At 43.1% G+C, this 21141-nt stretch carries 21 protein-coding genes and 2 tRNA genes; 15 read left to right on the top strand and 8 right to left on the bottom strand.

The genetic code is table 11. From position 1 onward, the window contains the following. Nucleotides 1-11 precede the first annotated feature (11 nt). The 12 genes from fabD to BN1209_RS04400 all read left to right on the top strand — a co-directional run bounded on the left by fabD (nucleotide 12) and on the right by BN1209_RS04400 (nucleotide 9185). Entirely contained in the window at nucleotides 12-941 is a 930-nt protein-coding gene (fabD, locus tag BN1209_RS04345) for an ACP S-malonyltransferase (RefSeq protein WP_045751115.1), read from the top strand. 18 nt (nucleotides 942-959) lie between these two features. Next, complete coding sequence (gene fabG / locus BN1209_RS04350) at nucleotides 960-1700, top strand: 3-oxoacyl-ACP reductase FabG (protein WP_045751116.1); 741 nt, start codon at nucleotides 960-962, stop codon at nucleotides 1698-1700. Between the two features lie 96 nt (nucleotides 1701-1796). After that, complete coding sequence (gene acpP / locus BN1209_RS04355) at nucleotides 1797-2033, top strand: acyl carrier protein (protein ID WP_045751117.1); 237 nt, start codon at nucleotides 1797-1799, stop codon at nucleotides 2031-2033. 46 nt (nucleotides 2034-2079) lie between these two features. Next, a complete protein-coding gene (fabF, locus tag BN1209_RS04360) occupies nucleotides 2080-3330 on the top strand; it encodes a beta-ketoacyl-ACP synthase II (protein WP_045751118.1) in 1251 nt (416 codons plus the stop codon). 89 nt (nucleotides 3331-3419) lie between these two features. Next, nucleotides 3420-4247: an aminodeoxychorismate lyase gene (gene pabC / locus BN1209_RS04365; RefSeq protein ID WP_045751119.1), complete on the top strand. Its 828-nt coding sequence runs from the start codon at nucleotides 3420-3422 to the stop codon at nucleotides 4245-4247. Between the two features lies 1 nt (nucleotide 4248). Beyond that, nucleotides 4249-5253, top strand: coding sequence for an endolytic transglycosylase MltG (gene mltG / locus BN1209_RS04370; protein WP_045751962.1), 1005 nt, complete (start codon nucleotides 4249-4251; stop codon nucleotides 5251-5253). After that, nucleotides 5243-5848, top strand: coding sequence for a dTMP kinase (tmk, locus tag BN1209_RS04375; protein WP_045751120.1), 606 nt, complete (start codon nucleotides 5243-5245; stop codon nucleotides 5846-5848). Before mltG ends, tmk begins: the two co-directional genes overlap by 11 nt. Continuing rightward, a complete protein-coding gene (holB, locus tag BN1209_RS04380) occupies nucleotides 5845-6861 on the top strand; it encodes a DNA polymerase III subunit delta' (protein ID WP_045751121.1) in 1017 nt (338 codons plus the stop codon). The genes tmk and holB overlap by 4 nt, the downstream gene beginning before the upstream one ends. 149 nt (nucleotides 6862-7010) lie before the next feature. Beyond that, nucleotides 7011-7244, top strand: a complete 234-nt coding sequence (locus tag BN1209_RS09120; RefSeq protein WP_171816498.1) for a PilZ domain-containing protein — start codon at nucleotides 7011-7013, stop codon at nucleotides 7242-7244. After that, complete coding sequence (locus BN1209_RS04390; RefSeq protein WP_045751123.1) at nucleotides 7238-8014, top strand: TatD family hydrolase; 777 nt, start codon at nucleotides 7238-7240, stop codon at nucleotides 8012-8014. Before BN1209_RS09120 ends, BN1209_RS04390 begins: the two co-directional genes overlap by 7 nt. Continuing rightward, nucleotides 8005-8766, top strand: coding sequence for an MBL fold metallo-hydrolase (locus BN1209_RS04395; protein WP_045751124.1), 762 nt, complete (start codon nucleotides 8005-8007; stop codon nucleotides 8764-8766). The genes BN1209_RS04390 and BN1209_RS04395 overlap by 10 nt, the downstream gene beginning before the upstream one ends. 59 nt (nucleotides 8767-8825) lie before the next feature. After that, entirely contained in the window at nucleotides 8826-9185 is a 360-nt protein-coding gene (locus tag BN1209_RS04400; protein ID WP_045751125.1) for a hypothetical protein, read from the top strand. A gap of 132 nt (nucleotides 9186-9317) precedes the next feature. Here the strand turns inward: BN1209_RS04400 and BN1209_RS04405 are convergent, their stop codons facing one another. The 6 genes from BN1209_RS04405 to smc all read right to left on the bottom strand — a co-directional run bounded on the left by BN1209_RS04405 (nucleotide 9318) and on the right by smc (nucleotide 18856). Further along, the gene (locus tag BN1209_RS04405) at nucleotides 9318-9935 is read right to left on the bottom strand and encodes a protein-methionine-sulfoxide reductase heme-binding subunit MsrQ (RefSeq protein ID WP_045751126.1); all 618 of its coding nucleotides are present in this window, start codon (nucleotides 9933-9935) and stop codon (nucleotides 9318-9320) included. 6 nt (nucleotides 9936-9941) lie between these two features. Continuing rightward, a complete protein-coding gene (gene msrP / locus BN1209_RS04410; protein WP_045751127.1) occupies nucleotides 9942-10910 on the bottom strand; it encodes a protein-methionine-sulfoxide reductase catalytic subunit MsrP in 969 nt (322 codons plus the stop codon). A gap of 83 nt (nucleotides 10911-10993) precedes the next feature. Beyond that, entirely contained in the window at nucleotides 10994-11908 is a 915-nt protein-coding gene (locus BN1209_RS04415; protein ID WP_045751128.1) for a tetratricopeptide repeat protein, read from the bottom strand. 23 nt (nucleotides 11909-11931) lie between these two features. Beyond that, nucleotides 11932-14022 carry an NAD-dependent DNA ligase LigA gene (gene ligA, locus BN1209_RS04420; protein ID WP_052661090.1) on the bottom strand — a complete coding sequence of 697 codons (2091 nt, stop codon included), beginning with the start codon at nucleotides 14020-14022 and terminating at the stop codon, nucleotides 11932-11934. A 9-nt stretch (nucleotides 14023-14031) separates the two neighbouring features. Next, on the bottom strand, nucleotides 14032-15306 hold the full coding sequence (locus BN1209_RS04425) for a cell division protein ZipA C-terminal FtsZ-binding domain-containing protein (protein WP_052661091.1): 1275 nt from the start codon (nucleotides 15304-15306) through the stop codon (nucleotides 14032-14034). Between the two features lie 31 nt (nucleotides 15307-15337). Then, the gene (smc, locus tag BN1209_RS04430) at nucleotides 15338-18856 is read right to left on the bottom strand and encodes a chromosome segregation protein SMC (protein WP_045751129.1); all 3519 of its coding nucleotides are present in this window, start codon (nucleotides 18854-18856) and stop codon (nucleotides 15338-15340) included. Nucleotides 18857-18932: 76 nt separating this feature from the next. Here smc and queF point away from each other — a divergent pair, with 76 nt between their 5' ends. From queF to BN1209_RS04445, 3 genes are all read left to right on the top strand, one after another. Beyond that, nucleotides 18933-19382, top strand: a complete 450-nt coding sequence (queF, locus tag BN1209_RS04435; protein WP_045751130.1) for a preQ(1) synthase — start codon at nucleotides 18933-18935, stop codon at nucleotides 19380-19382. 96 nt (nucleotides 19383-19478) lie between these two features. Beyond that, nucleotides 19479-19554 (top strand) — tRNA-Ala (locus BN1209_RS04440). Between the two features lie 91 nt (nucleotides 19555-19645). Further along, nucleotides 19646-19721: transfer RNA gene (locus BN1209_RS04445), tRNA-Glu, on the top strand. Between the two features lie 73 nt (nucleotides 19722-19794). Here BN1209_RS04445 and BN1209_RS04450 read toward each other — a convergent pair. Further along, nucleotides 19795-20427 (bottom strand): ATP-binding cassette domain-containing protein, encoded by a 633-nt coding sequence (locus BN1209_RS04450; RefSeq protein WP_045751131.1) that lies wholly within the window; start codon nucleotides 20425-20427, stop codon nucleotides 19795-19797. After that, the gene (modB, locus tag BN1209_RS04455; protein ID WP_045751965.1) at nucleotides 20427-21137 is read right to left on the bottom strand and encodes a molybdate ABC transporter permease subunit; all 711 of its coding nucleotides are present in this window, start codon (nucleotides 21135-21137) and stop codon (nucleotides 20427-20429) included. The genes BN1209_RS04450 and modB overlap by 1 nt, the downstream gene beginning before the upstream one ends. Nucleotides 21138-21141: the final 4 nt, after the last annotated feature.

The raw sequence follows: 21141 nt of genomic DNA on the forward strand, positions 1-21141 counted from the left end.
AAGAGGTTTACATGAAATTTGCTTTTTTCTTTCCAGGGCAAGGTTCCCAATCCGTCGGCATGATGCAAGGCTTGGCTGACATCGCAGTCGTTCGCCAAACATTTGATGAAGCCTCTGACCTGCTGGGTCAGGATTTTTGGTCTATGGTGACAGAGCCAAACGAAGCACTCAATCAAACAACTAATACTCAACCATTGATGCTCACTGCGGGCGTTGCCACATGGCGCGCCTGGCAGGCGCATTCATCTTCAGTGCCAACGCTAATGGCAGGACATAGCTTGGGCGAATATACAGCGCTTGTCGCCGCAGGCGCTTTAACCTTCAACGATGCCTTGCCATTAGTTCGTTATCGCGCAGAAGTGATGCAAAATGCTGTTGCTGAAGGTGTTGGTGCAATGGCTGCCATTCTGGGCCTTGATGATGAAATAGTGCGTGAGGTTTGTATTGAAGGCGCTCAAGGCGAAGTGCTGGAAGCAGTTAACCTAAATTCACCAGGACAAGTAGTGATTGCAGGTAATAAGGCAGCTGTTGAGCGAGGCATGGAGCTTGCAAAAGCAAAAGGTGCAAAACGCGCATTAGCGCTACCTGTAAGCGTTCCATCACACTGTGCATTGATGAAGCCAGCTGCAGAAGCTTTGGCTGTGTATCTGCAAAACGTTCAAATGACTGCAAGTAGCATCCCGGTGATTCATAATGCTGATGTGCTTGCCTATAGTGATATTAATCAAATGAAAGATGCTTTAGTGCGTCAATTGTATAGCCCAGTAAGATGGGTTGAGACAGTACAAAGTGCTTACAATCAAGGCGTCACAAACTCTGCGGAGTGCGGTCCGGGTAAAGTATTAGCAGGACTGACAAAACGCATTGTGACGGAATTGCCATGTGTCGCATTAACTAATGCAGAATCTTTGGCGGATGCCCAAGCGCAATTCTCTGCATAAATATTGAGGGAGATGAATATGTTAGAAGGTCAAATTGCATTAGTCACAGGCGCTAGCCGTGGCATTGGTGCCGCAATTGCACAAGAATTAGGTAAAAAGGGCGCGATTGTTGTTGGAACAGCAACCACCCAAAATGGTGCTGATGCTATCAGTGCAGCATTGAAAGATGCTGGCATAAAAGGTTGCGGCTTAGCGCTAGATGTTAACGACAATGAGCAGATTCAATCAACATTAAAGACGATTGCAGAGCAGTTCGGTGACGTAAGCATTCTTGTTAATAATGCAGGCATCACTAAAGACACCTTGCTAATGCGTATGGAAGATAGCGATTGGGATGCAGTGATCTCGACAAACTTAAGTTCTGTATTTCGCATGTCTAAAGCCGTTTTACGCCCAATGATGAAGGCACGAACAGGCCGAATTATTAGTATTTCATCGGTGGTTGGTCACATGGGTAACGCTGGTCAAACCAACTATGCAGCGGCTAAAGCAGGTATGTCAGGCTTTACAAAATCATTAGCGAGCGAAGTAGGCAGCCGTAACATTACAGTGAACTGTGTTGCACCAGGCTTTATTGATACTGACATGACACGCTCATTACCAGATGAACACAAAGAAGCACTATTGAAGCACATACCATTGGCAAAACTTGGTCAAGATAGCGATATTGCGGCGGCTGTAGCGTTTTTAGCATCGCCATCAGCAGGCTATATCACAGGCGAAACCTTGCATGTGAACGGCGGAATGTACATGGCATAATGCCATTAACAATTTAGTTTTTTGAATTCCTCACGCTTTTTGTTAGAATGTCGTAAGTTTAGTAGTAGTAAATTTAAATAATAAAAGGGGATTTAGATGTCTGACATCGAACAACGCGTTAAAAAAATTGTAATCGAACAACTTGGTGCTAACGAAGCAGATGTAAAAAATGCATCTTCATTCGTTGATGATTTAGGCGCTGACTCTTTGGATACAGTTGAATTAGTGATGGCTCTTGAAGAAGAGTTTGACTGCGAAATTCCTGATGAAGAAGCTGAAAAAATTACAACAGTACAACAAGCTATTGACTACGTCACAGCTAACCTTAAGTAATTGAAACCTTAAGTAACTAAACTTCTCATTATTTCTTGGAGTCGCTTTGTCCAAGCCAATTAACGCGTCTAAACGACGCGTCGTTGTAACAGGTCTAGGGGTTGTATCACCAGTGGGTATTGGTGTACAACCTGCTTGGTCTAATGTTATTGCTGGTAAATCTGGCATTACTAGAATCACTAAATTTGATCCTAGCAATTTCTCATCTCAAATCGCGGGTGAAGTAAAAGATTTCGATGTGTCGCTATACCTTCCTGCAAAGGAAGCGCGCCGCATGGATACTTTTATTCAATACGGCCTTGCTGCTGCGATTGAAGCAGTAAAAGATTCAGGTATTGAAGCGACAGAAGATAACGCTGAGCGTATAGGCGTTTCAATCGGATCAGGCATTGGTGGTTTAGGCTTAATCGAACAAACCAATGACACTTATGATGAAGGTGGTCCACGTAAAGTGTCCCCATTCTTCATTCCTGGCACGATTATTAATATGATTTCTGGCAATCTATCTATTATGTTTGGTTTTAAAGGACCCAATGTATCAATAGTGACTGCTTGTACAACTGGCACACACTCTATCGGTGATGCCGCTCGTATTATTGAATACGGCGACGCTGATGTCATGGTTGCTGGCGGTGCTGAGGCTGCAATTACAGAGCTCTCTGTAGCAGGTTTTGCATCAGCGCGTGCTTTATCAAGCCGCAATGATGATCCAGCAACTGCAAGTCGGCCTTGGGACAAAGACCGTGACGGTTTTGTAATTGGCGAAGGCGCCGGTGTCATGGTGCTTGAAGAATACGAATCAGCTAAAAAGCGTGGCGCTAAAATTTATGCTGAGCTAACTGGTTATGGCATGAGTGCCGATGCTTATCATATGACCGCACCTAATATGGATGGCCCGCGCCGTTCAATGCGTAATGCAATGAACAACGCTGGCGTGAATCCAGATGAAGTTCAATTCGTGAACGCACATGGCACATCAACGCCACTGGGTGATGCAAACGAAACCAATGCGATTAAAGCCGCATTTGGGGACCATGCTAAGAATATTGTTGTCAATTCAACCAAGTCCATGACTGGCCATTTACTAGGTGGCGCAGGTGGCTTGGAGTCAGTATTTACCGTACTTTCTATTTACAACCAAATATCACCTCCAACGATCAATATTTTCAATCAAGATCCAGAGTGTGATTTGGATTTCTGTGCAAATACCGCACGTGATATGAAGATTGATGTAGCTCTCAAAAACAACTTTGGTTTTGGTGGTACAAACGGTTCACTCGTATTCCGAAAGATTTAAGCAAGACACAAATCTTTCGGGATTTCAAAAGCATGCTTTAGGCTGTTCTTATCGTAGAATGTACTAAACAGACGAACAATCTAAATAGCATGAATCAAGAAACTAAAAACGCTCAGTATTTAATCAACGGACAAACCTCCTCAGGGCTGTCCGTTCTAGACCGTGGATTATCATACGGCGATGGTGTTTTTCGAACCCTTCTTGTAAAAGCTGGCCTTCCTCATCACTGGAGTCTCCAGTACCAAAAATTGGCTGAAGATTGCCAAGCGCTGAATATTTCTTGCCCAAGTGAAGATGTTTTACTTCAAGATATCAAGGCTTTGTTTGACGATCCATTAGATGCCGTCGCCAAAATCATTGTGACGAGAGGAGAAAGCGCTCGTGGATATGGATATCCTGCCGATATTAGCGCGAATAGAATCGTCATCAAATCTCAGATTCCAGCTTACCCGGCAATCAATCAGACTCACGGCGTTAGTTTGCATCTTTGCCAATTAAAACTTGGCTTGCAGCCTAAGCTTGCTGGCGTAAAACACCTTAACCGACTAGAGAATGTCTTGGCGCGAGCTGAGTGGAATGATGTCAAGATTGCAGATGGGTTGTTATTAGACACCGATGGCAATGTCATTGAGTGCACCATGAGCAATGTTTTTGCAAGATTTGGCAAAGACTTAATTACACCATCGCTTGATGAGTGCGGGGTCGCTGGTACTGCAAGAGCACTCATCATTAAAAATGCAGCCCAACTTAATCTTAGCGTAAAAGTTGAATCAATGAGCCTTGATAAACTAATGCAAGCAGATGAAATGATCATCTGCAATAGTTTGCTCGGTGCATGGCAAGTGGTGAATCTTAATGGTCAACAATGGGCGAAGCAAAAGTTGGATGCTCAATTACGTGAAATGCTACTTAATTAGTATGGGATTAATCATCAAAACATTACGTCTTAGCTTGCTATGCTTAGCACTAGCAGTGGTATGGATGCTGTATTTTGCCAACTCGGCAATTCAGTTAAGCGGCGAGACTGAAAGCTTTGATATCGAGGCTGGCAGTCGATTCAGAGGCGTTACACGTCAACTTGTTCAGCAGGGGGTGATTAAAGACCCTGTGAGCTTCGAAATACTCGCGAGAGGGCTTGGTGTTGCATCAAACGTCAAAGCAGGCATCTATGAGGTTAAAAGTGGCATCACGCCACTAGAACTATTGGATATGATCACTTCTGGATCAACCACGCAGGTGAGTATCACTTTTATCGAGGGTTGGACTTTTGCGCAAATGCGTGAAGAACTGAATGCCTCCGATAAAGTAAAACACATGACCATGAGTGAAACGGACGAGCAAATTCTAAAAGATATCGGTGCGACAGAAGTCATGCCTGAAGGCTTGTTTTTCCCTGACACCTACTTCTTTACGCCAAACACAAGTGATAGGGATATCTTGAAACGATCCTACCTTGCTATGCAAGGCAAGCTCAAAGCGGCTTGGGACGTTAAATCTAAAGGCTTACCTTATAGCACGCCTTACGAAGCGCTTATCATGGCCTCTATTGTTGAAAAAGAAACAGGGCGAGCTTCGGAACGCCCTCAAATTGCGGGTGTGTTTATCAACCGTATGAAAATAGGCATGCGACTGCAAACTGACCCAACTGTTATTTACGGCTTGGGAGCCCGTTTTGATGGTAATTTACATAAGCAAGATTTGCTCAATGACACACCTTACAACACCTATACACGCTCTGGCTTACCGCCATCGCCTATTGCCATGCCAGGGCTTGGTGCAATCAATGCTGCACTTCATCCTGCGCAAACCAAGGCGCTTTACTTTGTAGGCAAAGGCGATGGCAGCCATGCTTTTTCTGCCAGTTTAAACGAACACAACAATGCGGTTATTAAGTATCAACTAGGCGGAAAACATGCGAGGTAAATTTATCACCCTAGAAGGCATGGATGGCGCTGGTAAAAGTACCCACATCCCTGACATTATCAAGTTAATTGAGTCGAAAGGTGTGGAAGTTATTTCCACACGCGAGCCAGGTGGCACAGTACTTGGAGAGCAATTAAGAGCGTTATTGCTTAATGAGGCAATGCATCCTGAAACTGAAACGCTATTAATGTTTGCAGCGCGAAGAGAACATATTGCAAATGTCATTGAACCCGCACTAGCAAGAGGTGCTTGGGTACTTTCAGATCGATTTACTGATGCCACTTATGCATATCAGAGCGGCGGACGTGGCGTTTCAGCTGAAAAAGTCATTTCGCTTGAAGCTTGGGTTCAAGGAAACTTGCAACCCGATTTAACTTTGTTGTTTGATGTTCCCGTTGAGGTCAGTGTTGCCCGATTGGCAAGTGCTAGAACACCAGACAAATTCGAACGTGAGTCTGCTGAATTTTTCACCCTAATACGAAATGCTTATCTCGATAGAGCTAATAAACATCCCAATCGTTTTCGTGTCGTGAATTCCAATCAAGCCTTAAGTGACGTTAAGATTGAAGTTAAGAACATCATTTCAACATTATGATAGTAAACAAAATATTCTCATGGCAAACGCCAATTTGGCGACGAATTATTGCCGATAAAAAACGTTTACCTCATGCAATATTACTCAGAGGAAAAAGCGGCATTGGTAAACTTGGTTTTGCCATATCACTCTCACAATCGTTATTGTGCGCGCAAGCAAACGCCGACGATCAAGCCTGTGGCACATGTCCAAGTTGCGGATGGTTCGCTCAAGACAATCATCCTGATTTTCGTTTAATTGCTCCAGAGCAAGATGCGGAGAAGGAGGAAGGGTCCTCGACAAAAACCACTAAAAAGAAAACGCAAATTGTGATTGACCAGATTAGAGGCTTAAGCGATTTTTTAAGCCTCTCTAGTCATAAAAGTGACGGCTTGCGAATTGTGGTGATTCATCCAGCTGAGGGATTGAATTCTGCCGCTGCCAATGCATTATTAAAGATGCTCGAAGAACCGCCTGCTAATGTTGTTTTTATCCTCGTTGCGCATCAGTCTCATAAAATCATACCAACCATCATGAGCCGCTGCCAAAAAATTGACATGCCCGTCCCGACAACATCAGAGGCGCTTGCATGGATGAGAGAAAATGGAATTGAAGCTCCAGAAGCACTACTAAGTTATGCAGGTGGCTCACCACTCATGGCAATTAATGATGCAGAGGAGGTTGCGCTTGCATCTATTGAAATAGGAAAGCTTTTATCTTTGGGCGCCAAAGCAGATATTTTTCAATTGACCTCGATCTGCCTAGCGCTTGGCATAGAAAATGCTGTTAATGCCCTACAAAAATGGTGTTATGACCTTCTACATTATCATTTCACCCAAAAAGTGAGATATCATCAAAACCAAGAGAGTGTTTTAAAAAAATTGGCTCAGCAAGTGATATTGACGAGACTATTAGAATTTCAAAGCACTCTCAGCAATGCAAAGAAGAGCGCGAATCATCCACTGAACAATGAGTTGCAACTAGAGCGTCTATTTTTACATTACATCCAAATTTTCGACTGCGCTAAGTTATGATCATTCAAGAATCAAAGTCAACTTCAAGCTCAGTCATTAAGCTAGGAGTCCTTTCTTTAGCTATTAAAGAAAACCCTTCTTTATACTTAGCCTATGGGTCCTTCGTTAATGATGGTAGCTTGTTTATTACAACGACTGAAGTATATAAAATGAGTGATAAGAGATTGATGATGTTGAACTTATCGGAAGACACTGAAAAAACTAACGTTGCTGGAAAACTTGTTGGGCTCAATCCTATCGCGCAAAATGGCAAACCACAGGGTGTTGGCGTTCAGTTCAATCCTCATACAGGTGGTAGGCTATCAAAAGTAAAAATCGAGGCGCTATTAGGCGAATCTCTGCATGCTCATCATCCCACTTACATCCTATCAACACTATGTTAGTTGATTCGCATTGCCATTTAAACTTCCCTGAACTGGCTGAAAATATTGATGCTGTTCGAAATGCCATGGCCGAAAATGGAGTAGGGCACGCACTTTGTATATCCGTGACGCTAAAAGACTTTCCGCAAGTTCTAGCGCTTGCGGATCAATATCCAAATTTTTTTGCATCCGTTGGTGTGCATCCAGATTATGAGAGTGAACCGCCATTTACGCGTGAAACTCTGGTAAACCTCGCACAACATCCAAAAGTAGTTGCAATTGGTGAAACTGGTCTTGATTACTTTAGGCTAACTGGTGATTTAGAGTGGCAGCGCGATCGGTTTCGTACCCATATTCAGGCGGCTGTTGAAGTTGGTCTTCCCTTAGTGATCCATACTCGCGCTTCTGCTGAAGATACTTTGCGCATTATGAAAGAGGAGCAAGCATACAAGGTTGGCGGCGTGATGCACTGCTTCACTGAAAGTCTTGATGTTGCAATGCGCTCGATAGCGTTGGGGTTTTACATTTCATTTTCTGGCATCGTTACCTTCAAAAATGCGAACGCCTTGAAAGAGGTTGCTCAACATGTCCCCCTAGATAGAATCTTGGTGGAGACAGATTCCCCTTATTTGGCACCTGTCCCTTATCGTGGCAAAACGAATCAGCCTGCATACGTAAAGCATGTTGCAGAGGAGGTGGCTAGACTTCGTGGCATCTCTTTAGACGAAGTGATGCAAGCGAGCACAGAAAACTTCTTCACTTTATTTAAAAAGGCAGTGCCTTGCAGTTAATGATGCTTGGTGTTGGCTCAAGCGCTGGAACGCCTGTGATTGGTTGTCAGTGTCAAACTTGTCGCTCAAATAATCCGAAAAATAAACGTTTAAGATGCTCTGCTGCCATTATGACGGATCAAGGTGATGTTATTTTGATTGATACTGGCCCTGACCTTCGTGCGCAATCATTAAGAGCTGAACTCACGCGCGCAGACGCGGTTCTTTACACCCATACGCACGCTGACCATCTACATGGAATTGATGACTTACGCGCATTTTGCCAAATTCAAAAAAAACAAATTCCCTTGTATGGTAAATCCGATGCGATGCAACATATTCAAGATAAATTTGGGTACGCAATTCGCCCTGCAGGTGATTTTTGGGATTTGCCAGTGTTGAGTCTTAACCCTATAACAGGGCCTTTCGAGTTGTTCGGTCTCACCATCACGCCGATTCCAGTAAAACATGGTTATAGTGATATCTTGGGTTACCGAATTGGTAATATGGCCTACTTAACGGATGTATCTGACATCCCTGCATCATCAATGTCGTTGCTAAAAAACTTAGATATCCTGATGTTAGATTGTCTAAGATATACACCGCACTATACCCATATTAATGTGGAACAAAGCCTTGCTTTTGCAGGTAAGATAAATGCTTTAGATACTTATCTAATCCATATGACGCATGATATCGATTACGACAAGCTGAGTACTGAGCTTCCTGATCATATTCATGTCGCGTTCGATGGGTTAAAATTAAATTTTTAGCCTCATGATTTGTAATAAAATAGCAGAAATTAACAAATAGATTAAATATAGGAATTACCATGACACTTAATAAAAAATCATTTATCGCTTCTATGTTGTTAGCCTTAGTTAGCTTGAATGTTTATGCTGCAAAATCAACTTTTAACGAAGAAGAGTTTCTCAGAAACTTTAACGGAAAATCAAACAAAGTGATTTTGGAGAAACTTGGTACGCCAGATAAAAAAGAACAGTCTGTAAAACCGACCAATGCCAATGCAATGATTGCAGGCAAGGGTAAAGAGTCATCAAAACCAGTGAACGTAGAAATGTGGTACTACAATAACAAGGTAAGCTATGCACCAAACAAAACATATAAGTTTACAGAACTTACTTTTGTTAACGGTCGCTGCATGAATGTGGCTTTTTTCAATAACAAATAAACGTAACAAAGCATCATTTAAAGAGGCTGACATCATTGTCAGCCTCTTTAAATGATTATTAACTTCGCATAATGTATATTATGTTAAATATACATTATAGGTAAATTATCGTGACAAACAATAATTTAGTAACTATCCCCTAGTGAAAGCAATTCGATGCAGATACTTGTAGCCAAACCGAATAAACATAAGCAAAAATAACATCACACCGTATACCAACGGCTCAGTGTGATCTTTTTTGACCAACCATAGAAAATGCAATACGGCCAACAGAGCAATCAGGTAGACGGCACGATGGAGAATCTTCCAACGCCTACCTAAACGCTTCATCATTGACTGAGTTGAAGTAATGGCCAATGGGACGCTGAGTATAAAGGCTGAAAATCCAACCAAAACATAAGGATGCTTATAGATATCCTTAAAAATTTCATCAAAATCGAAAAAATGATCAAGCCAAAGATAGGTAATGACATGAAGGCAAGCATAAAAGAACATTAATAAACCAAGCATGCGTCTGTATAAAATAAAATTGTTAGACCTAGTCAACAGCCTTAATGGTGTCATGCTGAGGGAAAGCAGTAAAAATACTAACGCCCAAGTGCCGGTCGAGCGCTCAATAAACTCTACAGGATTCGCGCCTAGTTGATCATGAAATCCAAAATAAATAAGCCTGAAAATCGGAATGAGAGATAATATAAATATTATTTTTTTATATTTATACATCAATATTTTATTGATATTTTCTCTCATTTTAGATTAAAAGTTTTTGCTTAAATCCATTCCGGAATAGAGTTGACCTACTTGCTCTGCATAGCCATTGAACATTTGTGTCTTGATGCGCGGCGTAAATAATCCGCCACCTATACGACGTTCAGAAGACTGAGTCCATCTGGGATGATCTACATTTGGATTAACATTCGCATAAAAACCATATTCGCTTGGCCCTGCTTTCACCCATGATGTTTTAGGCATTGTTTCTGTAAATCTTATCTTCACAATCGCCTTTGAACCTTTAAACCCGTACTTCCAAGGCACTACAAGACGCAAAGGTGCACCATTCTGATTGGGCAAGACTTCACCATACATGCCCAATGCCATAATCGTCAGTGGATTCATTGCTTCATCCATACGCAACCCTTCAACGTAAGGCCAATCTAATACCTGGATACGCTGTCCAGGCATCATACGATCATCGGATAGCGATATAAACTCAACGAACTTGGCGTTAGCTGTCGGTTCAGCCCACTGGATCAATTTTGACAAAGGCAACCCTATCCATGGAATCACCATGGACCACCCCTCAACACATCGCATCCTATAAATTCGCTCTTCTAGAGGCGAAAGTTTAAACAGATCTTCTATGCCAATTTGTTTGTTCTTTTTAACAGCACCTTCTATAGAGAGCGTCCAAGGGGAAGGTTTAAACAACTTAGATTCAATAGCCGGCTCACTCTTACCGGTGCCGAACTCGTAATAATTGTTATAAGTTGTGACGTCATCATATGGCGTTAGCTTTTCATCTGCACCAAACTTAGTTTTCACATAGCCACTAATTTTTTGTTTATTAGGCAATGCCTGAGCTGAATGATGAATTAAACCCGTGAAAATGCCGCTTGCAGTGACCAAAGATGCGCCAGCGGCCTTGATAAAGGTTCTGCGATTTTCAAAATTTTCTTTAGTAGTGATCTCTGAGGGAATAACATCAGATTTTTGAATGATTAACATATCGTCGCCTTATGCGTATTCATGATGACTTAGTCGTGACAATCAAAGAGAAATTACCGAAAATCACGAAGTTGTTCATCAATTTACTTGGATAGTTGACTCAATGCCATAGAAATTGACTCCGAGAGGGTGGAATCCCCTACTTCTTGATTAAGTTTTTGTGCATCCTCAAGCAGTTTTTTTGCTGACTCCATTTGATGAGTAGCCAGTTTAAGCTTAGCTAGATATAAATTGCTTTTCACTTCCCAGTAAGCGCCACCATTATCTAGGGCCATCTGGTTAATTTTTTTAATTGTACGCTCAGCTTGCTCGAACTCCCCTGCTTCCATGTAGATACGACCTAGTTCTAGCCCCGCATTGGCTTTGTCATCTAAATCACCATATTTAGTGTAAGCAAGTGTGGCTTTGAGCTGAAAATCAATCGCTTGATTGTGCTTTTGTTGTTGGTTATAAATTTTAGCAATATGTTCATACGCATCAGCTCGCTCACTATCATTCAGCGCTAATTTCAGCGCAGATTGATAACTCAAAATAGCCTCATCGTATTGTTGATTGAGTAACTGCAGCTCACCTAACAATCCAAAGCCGATACGCTCAAAGCTTTTATTCTTTTGTGCTTTAGCAATATCCATTGCTTGCTGATAACTAATGGCAGCCTGATCAAACTGACGATTACCTTTATAAGCATTCCCTAACATTGCAAGAGACATCATATGATCATTTTGGTTATTAGATAGTTGATCAACCGCAGTTAAACTAGTCACCGCTTCAGCAAATTGCTCTAGTGCCATATGTGCACGTGCTTTACATAAAATAAGATCACGACTCTTTGATGTTTTCTTTAGCATCTGATTGATCATCACTAAAGCCTTTTCTGGCACCCCATCTTTTACCATCTGATTACATTCAGCTATTTTTTTATTTACCTCTAATTCTTCAGCAAATACTGTTGCATGGAAAAAGCTGAGTAATAACGCACTTATTAGTAAAAAACGCATTTCAATCCCTAAGAAAAAAATATCTATTGTTCGGACAACAGGCGTAATAAATCAGTTTCATCAATCACATTAACATTTAGCTCCTGTGCTTTGGCTAGCTTACTTCCAGCATCGGCCCCAGCGACAACAAAATCAGTTTTTTTCGATACGCTACCACTCACCTTACCTCCTGCTTTTTCAATCAACGCTTTAGCATCCTCTCGACCAAGTGTTGGAAGCGATCCTGTTAACACAAGTGTTTTTCCTGACAATACACCTGAAGCCCCTGATTGTGCGATCACAGCATCCCAATGAATACCCGAACCACCCTCCTCTGCTGGCTTGACAAGGCTAGCAATCACCTCCCTGTTGTGCTGTTCAGCAAAGAAATTAACGATTGATTCTGCCACAATAGGTCCTACATCTGGCACTTGTTGCAACTGATCAACATCGGCATTTTGGATAGCCTCAACGCTACCAAAATAACGAGCCAAATCCTTGGCCGTCGCCTCGCCAACATTTCGAATCCCTAAGGCATAAATGAAACGGGCGAGCGTTGTTTTTTTACTCTTAATTAGCGCATCTAAAATGTTTTGTGCAGACTTTTCTGCCATGCGATCAAGACTAGCGAGTGTATTAAAATCTAGACGATAAATATCCGCTAGATTATTGGCCAAATCCCCATCAACAAGCTGATCCACTAATTTATCTCCAAAGCCCTCAATATCCATGGCCTTGCGTGAAGCAAAATGAATCATGGCTTGTTTTCTTTGCGCCTTGCAAGATATGCCCCCAGTGCAACGCGCGACAGCCTCATCTTCTTGACGACTGATATGAGAGCCGCAAACTGGGCAGTTCGAGGGCATGGTAAATATTAATGCATTGGATGGACGCATATTCAGCATCACACTGACCACCTCAGGAATCACATCCCCTGCTCTTCTGATACTGACAGTATCACCGATGCGAACATCTTTACGGCGCATTTCATCTTCGTTGTGAAGCGTCGCATTAGTCACTGTCACTCCACCTACAAACACTGGCTTTAGCCTGGCAACTGGGGTAATTGCACCTGTGCGACCCACTTGAACATCAATGCCTTCAACAACTGTTAGCGCCTCTTCTGCAGGAAACTTGTGAGCAATCGCCCAACGTGGCGCCCTCGAAACAAATCCTAACTCATTCTGATATGCCAATGAGTTAACTTTATAAACGACACCATCGATGTCATAAGCTAATGCTGATCTAAGGGCGCCAACTTTTTCAAAAAACCCCGAAAGTCCACCAGCCCCGCTCACCACAGCCCTCAAATCACACACAGGCAGACGAAGGCTCTCTAAATAATCCATGCAAGCGCTATGCGTTAACAAATGAGGCACCCCCTCACTTGCGCCTAGACCATATGCAAAAAATGAAAGTGGACGCGTTGCTGTAATGTTTGGATCAAGCTGACGGAGGCTGCCAGCGGCTGCGTTACGAGGATTGGCAAAAACTTTGTCGCCACGTGTTATTTGTTGTTGATTGAGGAATTCAAAATCTGATTTAAACATTAACACCTCTCCACGCACTTCAAGAAGCTTAGGTGGGTTTTGAATGTTTAGTCGCTGCGGAATACTCCGAATCGTCTTGAGATTATGAGTCACATCCTCGCCGGTGTAACCATCACCACGAGTGGCCCCTTGGGTAAAATAGCCATTTTCGTAAGTAAGCGTAATTGCAAGACCATCAAACTTGGGCTCGACGGCATATTCAACTTGGTTTATGCCTAAACCTTCTCGAACACGCTTATCAAAGGCATTTAGCTCATCATCACCAAATGCATTATTAAGAGAAAGCATGGCAACACGATGCGTAATGCTGCTGAAAGCCTTTACTGGCGAACCGCCAACTCGCTGCGTTGGTGAATCAGGTGTGACTAAATTTGGATGTTTAGCTTCTAACGCTTGAAGCTCTCGGAATAGACCGTCATATTCATTATCACTAACGGTGGGCGCATCTTGTACGTAGTACTGAAAATCATACAAGCGAATGAAATCGCGTATCTGAGAAATTCTAGCCTCATCCGCAGGCTTGGCAGTTAATGGCTCCTCGCCAAAAAGTCCACCCTGAATAGACGCTTGCTGATCTGTTGTCATGGGCAGAAACTACACGAACAATCGCAGGGCTACTGGACTGCCGGGCGGTATTCCTTTTACAGTCATTTGTACTTGTATTAATCTCAACTGCTGTCTAATTTTTTCAATTTTAACGTCGCTGAGTTCTCGCTGATGATCATCAACAACTGTTGCAGATAAAGCACTCGCCATGTTCTTTGCCATCAGAACCATGCGATTAAAAGTTTCGGTGCAATTTTCAGCGAGCGCAATTTCCATTTGAAATGTAACCCCCTTAAGGGCAACAGATTTCAACATATCCATAGTGAAGGGGTTGTTTTCCATATTCACAAGTTTAAAAACAGCTTGCCCACTGGGAGTATGCGCATAAAACCCGCCATCGTCCTTGAGATGGAGTTGATGAGTTTCTGCAAGTCCTCTAAATTTAGTCCCAGTAAATCTACCGCCCGCGCCATTAATAATATGAAAACCAACTGTTTGGTCAACTTCCAAACAGAATGCATCCAACTCTTTTGCAAATGCAAGTGGGTCATGAGGACCTATCCACTCTACCTGTGCACTTAATTCATAAGCTATTTCAGATACCGACTGTTTAAACCGCTCCAGCGTCTCACCAGAAACTGATCCGGCTCGATCAGCCAACTGCAGGCTAAAGACTGCTTTATTAAATTCAAATGATGATTGCTCAAGGGTTAATGAGTGCCAAGTTTGTGCTGCATCAAAACCATAAGCAAAAATAGGCTTATCTAAATTAACCAATTCAATTAAAAATTGACGTAAACGCTCTCCACTTACTTGGTTTGGTAGAAAGAATAAAGCCACCAAATCAACGTCTCTGCTTACCCTGTCGGGCAAAGCATTGGTTGATATTGTCGTCACGTTACTTACTTCATTTTCAATAAGTAACTCCCTGTCCAACTCAGGAGATAACCCATCACTTAAGTCTTCAAGGGGTGGGTCTTCACTAATGACTTTTTCCGTCAGTTCATCATCAATATCACTACCGCTTAAATCGATCTTAAATTCAACTTCATCAGGCAAATGAACATCACTTGCATCATATCGATCAACGACATCCTTGATTTTAGTCGAGGACTCAATTAAGACGGCTGACTCCTCAAAAGGATCAAGTGCATCCGCAAATTCAACGCCATTCATCAGTAAATCATCTTGTGGCTTTGAAAATTGCTTTTCAGCAGCTTTTCGAATCTTTCGCTCTTGCCACCAATTAAATAGGATAACCAGGACAATAAGCCCTATACCGATGGCCAAAAGTGAAGTTGTTAAGTCATTCAGTTTATTCAATTGATATTCCCATTAAGGACAGTAAGCTTTTTTATAGAAACAACTCGTGGTTCATTTGCATCGCCGCTTCCATGTCAACTTCCACGACTCTAGAAACGCCAGACTCTTGCATCGTTACGCCTACTAATTGCTGTGCCATTTCCATGGTGATTTTATTATGACTCACGAATAAAAACTGTGTTCGCTCAGACATTTTTTTCACCATCGCACAGAATCTATCCGTATTACTGTCATCCAGTGGCGCATCCACCTCATCCATCAAACAGAATGGCGCCGGATTAAGCTTAAACAAAGCAAAAACCAGCGCTAAAGCGGTCAGCGCCTTTTCACCGCCTGATAGCAAATGAATCGTGCTGTTCTTTTTACCAGGCGGCTGAGCAAATACTTGCATGCCAGTATCAAGGATTTCATCACCTAATAGCTCAAGCCTAGCTTGCCCGCCACCAAACAAATCTTGAAATAGCTCGCCAAAATGTCGATTGGCCTCATCAAACGTATGCTGAAGGCGTGTGCGCGTTTCTTTATCAATGCGGCGAATAGCATCTTCCAGCGTATTAATCGCCTCTTCCAAATCTGCAGCTTGGCTATCTAAATAAGTTTTACGCTCGCGTTCGTTGTTTAACTCTTGAATTGCCGCTAAGTTGACCGCGCCCAATCCCTCGATTTCAAGACTTAGGCTATCTACGCGGGTTTCAAAATCAGCGATTTTAGCGCTTGCGCTGAGTTCATGGGCTAATGTCGCTTCATCAATTCCAACACTCACCAATTCTGCCTGGCATTGCTCAAAGTGTAAGCGTGCTTGTTGCTCTTGAAGTCGGGCTTGTTCTAGCTTGTCACGGAGTGGATGCAACACCTGCTCGTTCTGCATACGGTTCCGCTCATTGGTCTGCAGTTCATTTTCAGCGCTGGCCATTGCATCACGCGCAGCAGCAAGCGCCACTTCACGCGTTTGCTTTAAGTTAATAGCAGCTTCTAGATTGGCCCTCAACCCTTCCATTTTGGCAGCATCTAAAAGCGCTTCTGCTTCTTTTTTCTTATTAGCTAGGGCAATTTTTTCTTCAGAAATAAGATTTATTTTATTATTTAACTCATTAATACTATTTAATATTAATTTTTTATTGAATACTTTTTCTTGTAATGACTTTTCAGCAGTTTGTAATTGATTGCGACATTCATTCAAACTCAGTTCGGCGCGCTGCCTTGCATTAAAAGTCTGCTCTCGCCTGGCCTGTAAATCAGATAATGATGCGCGAGCGAGTATCACAGCATTTTGCTTGGTATTCTGCTCGTCATTTAATGTCACCAAGCACTGTTGCAATTGAACTAAATCTACTTGAATCGCATTGCGCCTATCAATGACGTGCTGTCGTTGTTGGTTAAGCCCTTGCAATTCGATCTGCAAAGCATGCTGATTCTGCGTAAGCTTACTTATCGCCTGCTGTTGCTCCGCATGCGACTGCCTTGTTTGCTGTAAAGCTTGCTCTTGTGATGCAAGCGCTTCAAGCCCAGATGCAAGCTGTACTTGATACTCTGGTTGTTTATTATTCAACTCATCAAGCTCACGCTGGCGCTCAAGCACACCATGCATGGCAGACTGAGCAGCGTAAATAGACAAGCTATGGCGTGAATAAACATCCCCTTGAGCATTCACCAAACATTCGCGCGCACTCAATTTTTTGCGTTCAAGATCAGCACTGGTGCCTTCCTCAAGCAAATACACGCCATCCAACCAATCCTCAACGAGGCCAGCGATACGATTATCGCGAACATCAACAATGTCACGCATCGCTTTCCATGCGTGCTTACTTGTTGACGCTGTTGATGCCGAACCTGTTGCTTCCGCAATCACCAAAGCAGATGGCGGTCTAATATCAGGGGTAAGCTTGCCTGCCGTTTGATTAATTAAAGCATTTAGGCGAGACCCCAACACGGCTTCCAGTGCAACTTCCCAACCTTTTTTAATGTCGACTTGCTGCCAGATACGTGCTGCACCACTTAGCTGATGACTGCTTAGCCAAGCATCTAACTTTGCCTCATGCCCCAAAGACTGCTGAATTTTTGACAAGGAAGCAATTTGCGCATCAATTTGCGCCAAAGTACGCTCTTGTGCCAATTGCTGCTCACGCATGGATTTAATGGATTCAGCTTGTGATTGCTCTTGGCTTTTTAATTTAACTAGCTCCGAATTAAGCTTTTCACTAGCCGCCTGCCATTCGCTTAACTGCGCTTGTTTTACGGTTAATTCTTCCTCATTCGGTAACGCTAGGCTGCCCTGCTCAAGCATCAACCTATCAAGGCGTTGCGATGTATCAAGAATAGAGCGACTTAAATGCTCTATGTTAGTAGACTCTAATCGTATACTTTGTTCGGCTTCACTCAATCCACGCTGCGCCTCTGCATGAGCCTTTTGAGAAGATGCATGGGCGCGTTCCGCCTCTGGAAAAGCAGCCTGACAGCGATTTAACGCTTCTGTAGACTCTGCAACTTGCGCTTCGGCAGTCGCGGCTTCGCGACTTAGTTGTGCCAAGTGCGCTTCCAAATCAACGCGATGTTTATCTGATTTAAGTGCCTGCTCAACCGTTTGCTCAAGCTGTAAATTAAGTCTGTCACGCGCTTCTTGTGTATGTTTCACTTGTGTTTCTAAATTAGAAACTTCCGCATTGGTTTCATAATATTGCGTTTGTGCAACTTGCACGGCTTCGGTGCTGGCGTAATGTTGCTGCCTGAGACTCTCCAAAAGACTTTCGGTTTTTCGCAAAGCCGCCATTTGGCTTTCCAAATCATTCACCAGCTTTTCTACGGCTCTCTGGGTCTTTTCCCATGAGGCGCTTGCATCACGCTTGCGAAGCAGCCAAAGCTGGCCCTGAGCGTGCTTTAATGCTTGTTGAAGGCGGTGGTATTGCTCTGTCACTACCGCTTGAGACTCCAGCCGAGTGATTTGCTTATCCATTTCAAGACGGATGTCTTCAACGCGGGTTAAATTTTCTCTGGTATCGCGCAAACGTAGCTCAGTTTCGCGGCGACGTTCTTTGTATTTTGAAATGCCTGCAGCTTCCTCTAAGAAAACACGTAGCTCCTCGGGTTTAGCTTCAACAATTCGGGAAATCGTATTTTGGCCAATAATTGCATAAGCGCGACCACCAAGACCTGTGCCGAGAAATAAGTCAGCAACATCGCGGCGGCGCACAGCGGTATTGTTGATGTAATAAGTAGAGCCTTTATCGCGCTCAATGACACGCTTAACGGCAATTTCAGCATATTGCGACCACGAACCACTTGCATCACCAAGGCTATTGTCAAAAACCAGCTCCACACTAGCTCTTGATATTGCTTTGCGATTGCCTGATCCATTAAAAATGACCGCATCCATAGAGTCGCCACGCAACTCTTTGGCACTAGACTCACCTAGCACCCAACGGACTGACTCCATGACATTAGATTTACCACAGCCATTGGGGCCGACAACACCCACTCGCTGCCCATGAATGTGCAGTGTCGTGGGATCTACAAAGGATTTAAAGCCGGCAAGTTTTAGATGGGTTAAACGCAAAATTAGGATTATTTTTAAGTAAGCTTTGTTAAACAGTATAATAACGTTTTTTCAAGCTAAAAGCCCGACTTCTAACATGACAAACACTCAATCCCTAGGCGGCAAACCAACCGCACAACCAACCAAAGAATTAGAAACCTTTGAGAATCCAAATCCTAATCGTGATTTTCACATTCACATGGAAATTCCAGAATTTACGTGTTTATGCCCAAAAACTGGCCAACCTGATTTTGCAGTACTTTATTTGGATTACATTCCAGATCAACTTTGCGTGGAATTGAAAAGTTTAAAACTCTACACGTGGTCATTTCGTGATGAAGGCTGCTTTCATGAAGCAGTGACTAACCGGATCTTAGATGACCTTGTTGCTGCCACATCCCCCAAATTTATGCGCTTAACGGCCAAGTTTTATGTTCGCGGCGGTGTATTCACTAACGTGATTGCTGAACATCGCAAAGCAGGCTGGACCCCTCAACCACGTGTTGATTTAACTCAGTTTGCACCTAACTCAAACATTCGCGGTTAATAATGTCAGTACAAAACGACGAAAGTCGTTGACAAGAAAGTCTAGCGTCATTAATATGGCGCCTCTTTTCGCAGGTCTTGATGTTTAAGGTTTGTCGGGGGTATAGCTCAGCTGGGAGAGCGCTTGCATGGCATGCAAGAGGTCAGCGGTTCGATCCCGCTTACCTCCACCAAAAGACCTCGGCAATATCTAAAAGAAAAGAATTTATTTGCTGATTTAAAGTTTAAATAAGCAGAGTTTTTAAGTATAGTAATGACCTCTATGTCCCCATCGTCTAGAGGCCTAGGACACCTCCCTTTCACGGAGGCGACCGGGGTTCGAATCCCCGTGGGGACGCCACACAAGAAAAAGCCGCTATCAAACGATAGCGGCTTTTTTGTTTATCAGCACTTCACCCACTTCTCTGGACTTGCTAACCTAGTTGATCACCTAATTGGCAAACCCTATCGCTAATAAAATTAACTTCCTGAATATCATGGCTTACATAAATCATGGGAATGTTCACTTCATCTTTAATGCGCTTCAGAAACGGCAGTATTTGCTGCTTGAGACGAACATCTAAAGATGACAAAGGTTCATCCAATAAAAGAAGTTTGGGTGACATCAGCAAAGCTCTCCCAAGCGCAACCCGCTGAGCCTCGCCACCAGATAATTCATGGGCTCGTTTTAAGATTAAACCCTCAATATCTAACAATGCAACAACGCTTGAGAAATCGATATGCCTATCGGCTTCTGGGGTAAATTTAAAACCATACAAGAGATTATCTTTGACATTCAGATGGGGGAATAATCGCCCATCTTGAAATACTGTTGCAATACGTCTTTGATGTGGCGCTAAATTGATGGATTGATTGCTATCAAACAAGACGACACCATCAAGCTTAATCAAACCAGCACTTGGACTTAAAAAACCAGCAATTAAGCTAAGCAGTGTGCTTTTTCCAACGCCAGACGCGCCAAACAGTCCCACAACAGGCTCGCCAAAATGCTCCTTAAAGTTAAGTTCAAAATCACCTCGCTGAAAATGAATATCAATTTCCAACATTACTGAACGCACCCTATTTTTTGGGCTGCTTTACGCTCCAAGAAGTTACTAAGCACAATGGCGGAAAGTGCAATCAAAACACTCAGCAATACCAATCGCATTGCAACCAAATCCCCGCTGGGTGTTTGTGTGTATGTATAGATAGCGAGTGGCAAGGTGCGCGTCTCTCCTTCTATATTGCCTACAAAGGTAATTGTTGCGCCAAACTCACCAAGGCTTCGACTGAATGCAAGAATCAGCCCCGTAATCACCCCTGGAATAGCCATTGGCAAAGTAATGGTCAAGAACACCTTAAATGGATGCGCGCCTAGCGATTGTGCAGCCACTTCAAGTTTGGCGTCAACTTGGCTTATCGCAAGCCTGATAGACCGGACGATGAGCGGAAATGCCATAACAGCAGAGGCGATTACAGCACCAAACCATGTGAAAGCAATGGTGATGCCGAATGTTTCATGTAGCCATTTGCCAATCAATCCTTGATTACCAAAAAGTAGTAGTAAAAGAAAGCCAGGCACAACCGGAGGAAGGATTAAGGGAATATGGACTAGGCCATCCAAAAGCGATTTGCCGACAAACTCTTTTTTTGCTAGCAGCCAAGCAACCGCAGTTGCAGGCACGCAAATCAATAAGGTGCAAAATGTTGCCACCTTGACAGATAAAACCAGGGTTTGAATTTCAGCATGAGACAAAACAAAAAAAGAACTATCTATCACT

Source organism: Candidatus Methylopumilus turicensis (genome assembly GCF_000953015.1).
In the GTDB taxonomy this organism is placed as follows: domain Bacteria; phylum Pseudomonadota; class Gammaproteobacteria; order Burkholderiales; family Methylophilaceae; genus Methylopumilus_A; species Methylopumilus_A turicensis.